Below are 2,608 nucleotides of genomic sequence, written 5' to 3' on the forward strand. Positions count from 1 at the left end.
AGCGAACGGAACTGTTCCCACTGTGGCGAGTCTGGCAAGGGCTGAGAAGTATCCATAAAGCGCTGTACCATATCCCAGGCAGCCAATTGATCCAGGCGACTGGTAACCCCAAACATGCCCACTAGCGCAACATGGGCCTCAACACTGTAGTGCACCAGGCTTAGGTTGTATTGAGCAATGCCCTGTGAAGTCGGCGAGCTTTGTAGATAACAATCGAACTCATGGAAAGGTAATTCATGTGCAACCTTCCAAGCAGTGCTTTTCTTGGTTGAATTGGCAAATACTTTCACCATGCCTGTGCGTCGATTTAGCTCCCACATAGGGCCTGGCTGGAAACCAGAGGTATAGTCGGGAAACAATCGGTAAAGTAAGTTTGCACCTACCCATCCAGCCAAGAAGAAAGAAAAAACACTTAGAAAAAAAAACCAATCAAAGTTATTTAGAACACTTAAGATAATGTTGCCAGGCTCATATTGCGCAGCTAAGTATGATATATAAATAGAAGAAAGAAAAAGAATAGGCATAAAAAGAAGTAGACCGAACAGACTAAATAGACGTATTACCCCTATAATAAAATTAATCTTAGTCTGGTTCGTGTAGCGCAAACATTCTTCATCCCATCGTAGCGGATGTTCAGGTTGATCGCTCGGCCGAGGCGAGTGATTGGGCATCTGCTCCAGCTCACGCAGTCGTTTAGGTGGCATATCCACTAGCTCTCGGGCTGGGAATAAGGCTTCGGTTGGATGGCGATAGGTCAGTTGCTGCCCAGAAGCCGCGGTTAAGCGAAAGCGCTTGCCGTGGTGGCAAGGCTCTGAACGCAGCCATAAAAATTTCTCTGAGGTATGCGCGGTTTCCGCATAGCTAATGGGTGTTAAATCAGTCATTCGCACTCTCATTATCCTGATGGGTCGTTTCATCCGCCCAATAGGGTTGCTCTGTACGGGTAAAGTCTGGAATTAATGGATTCCCGCTGGCTACTTGGGTCGGCTTAGGTGCTGGTAACATTCGCGGTAGCTCGACACTATTTTGACGTTCATTTTGGCGCTGCCACTGCACACGTACTTTTAGTTTATTTTGGGTACGGCGCTCACGACTCCGCCATGACCCCGGCTGGGTAGTGATCGCAGGGGTATAGAAATAGTATTCACGGCCATCCGTTGTGCTGCGCTCAAATAATGGCTGAACCGTGCCGCCCAGCTCTTTGTCTTCCTCTATCCACTGAGAGTACCCGTCCTTACGGAACTCATGCTTGTATTCGGTTGTTTGCTCAAACTGAAAGTGAGCAGTCTGTTCCCAACCAGGTGCCAAGCCGGGCAGGTTACTCTTGACCACCACCCGCGTGTTGGCGACTGGGCCAGAAAAACGACTGGCGGCCTGCTCGGCAAGCAAGTTTTCAGCGTGGGTAGGGGAAGGCGGCTGACTGAGGATGCCAATGGCAGGCCGCTGCTCGCCATCGGCAGATCAGCATCTAGACAGAGCGATTAAATAACATCAGGCCACCGCTCTTTCATTGATGAGCAAAAGAAACTTAACCGTAATAAAACGCCGATAGACGATCCTGCAATTCCGTTATTTTCTGGTTGAAGGTTGTATCATCCATATCCCGCCAAAAACGTGGGGGGCGTCCTGTCTCTTTGTCCACTTCGACTGTTGTCGGATCCAGAGAGCGATACATTTCAAAAACGGGTATGTCAGGTAAAGGCTGTGATGTATCCATATAGTGCTGAACCATGTCCCAGGCAGCCAATTGATCCAGGCGGCTGGTAACCCCAAACATGCCCACTAGCGCAACATGGGCCTCAACGCTGTAGTGCACTAGGCTTAGGTTGTATTGAGCAATGCCCTGTGAAGTCGGCGAGCTTTGTAGATAACAATCGAACTCATGGAAGGGCAAGTCATGGGCCACCTTCCAAGCGGTGCTTTTCTTAGCAGAATTAGTAAAGACTGTGACCATGCCCGTTCGCCGATTTAACTCCCACATAGGGCCAGGCTGGAAACCAGCGGCAAAGTTAGGAAACGAGCGGTAGATTAGTCTTACGCCTCCCCACATTAACAAACAAAACCCCAGTATATATATATATACTGGGATCAAATCAGATAGCATTTCATTATAATTAAAATTGCTTTGAGATGATTGTGATGCAAAAAATACTGCTACCACACTAACAAAAGCAGCAAATAATGCCAAAAAGAAACCAACCATTCCTAATGCACGAACAACTCCAAAAATAAAACCTAACTTAGTTTGACTTGAATAACGCAAGCACTCTTCATCCATCCTTATCGGATATTGTTGATAGCCTTTAGGGCGGGGTGAAAAATCTGGCTTACTTTCAATAGCTCGTAACTGTGCTGGGGGGATTAATTTTAGCCCTTTAGCAACCGGAGGTATACTGATGGTAGGATTTCTTGGCGCAAGCCGCTGCCCAGAAGCCGCGGTTAAGCGAAAGCGCTTGCCGTGGTGGCAAGGCTCTGAACGCGGCCATAAAAATTTCTCTGAGGTATGCGCGGTTTCAGCGTAGGTAATGGGTGTCAAATCAGTCATTCGCACTCTCGTTATCCTGATGGGTCGTTTCATCGGCCCAATAGGGTTGCTCTGTACGGGTAA

The 2,608-nt window shown here is 48.0% G+C and carries 2 protein-coding genes and 1 pseudogene; all 3 read right to left on the reverse strand.

Going from position 1 to position 2,608, the window contains the following annotated elements; translation table 11 throughout:
• Positions 1–884, reverse strand: a pseudogene (locus tag B0H98_RS16850) (hypothetical protein); the annotation flags it as partial.
• On the reverse strand, positions 877–1,389 hold the full coding sequence (locus B0H98_RS16855) for a hypothetical protein (RefSeq protein ID WP_106376225.1): 513 nt from the start codon (positions 1,387–1,389) through the stop codon (positions 877–879). The gene B0H98_RS16855 and the pseudogene B0H98_RS16850, both read right to left, overlap by 8 nt.
• A 139-nt stretch (positions 1,390–1,528) precedes the next feature.
• The gene (locus tag B0H98_RS16860) at positions 1,529–2,545 is read right to left on the reverse strand and encodes a hypothetical protein (protein ID WP_106376226.1); all 1,017 of its coding nucleotides are present in this window, start codon (positions 2,543–2,545) and stop codon (positions 1,529–1,531) included.
• Positions 2,546–2,608: the final 63 nt, after the last annotated feature.

The organism is Vreelandella songnenensis, from assembly GCF_003002925.1.
Taxonomy (GTDB): Bacteria; Pseudomonadota; Gammaproteobacteria; order Pseudomonadales; family Halomonadaceae; genus Vreelandella; species Vreelandella songnenensis.

Bases quoted from the DNA above. Each gene is read 5' to 3' on its own strand.
- B0H98_RS16860 (WP_106376226.1), bottom strand. From the start codon at position 2,545: ATGACTGATTTGACACCCATTACCTACGCTGAAACCGCGCATACCTCA.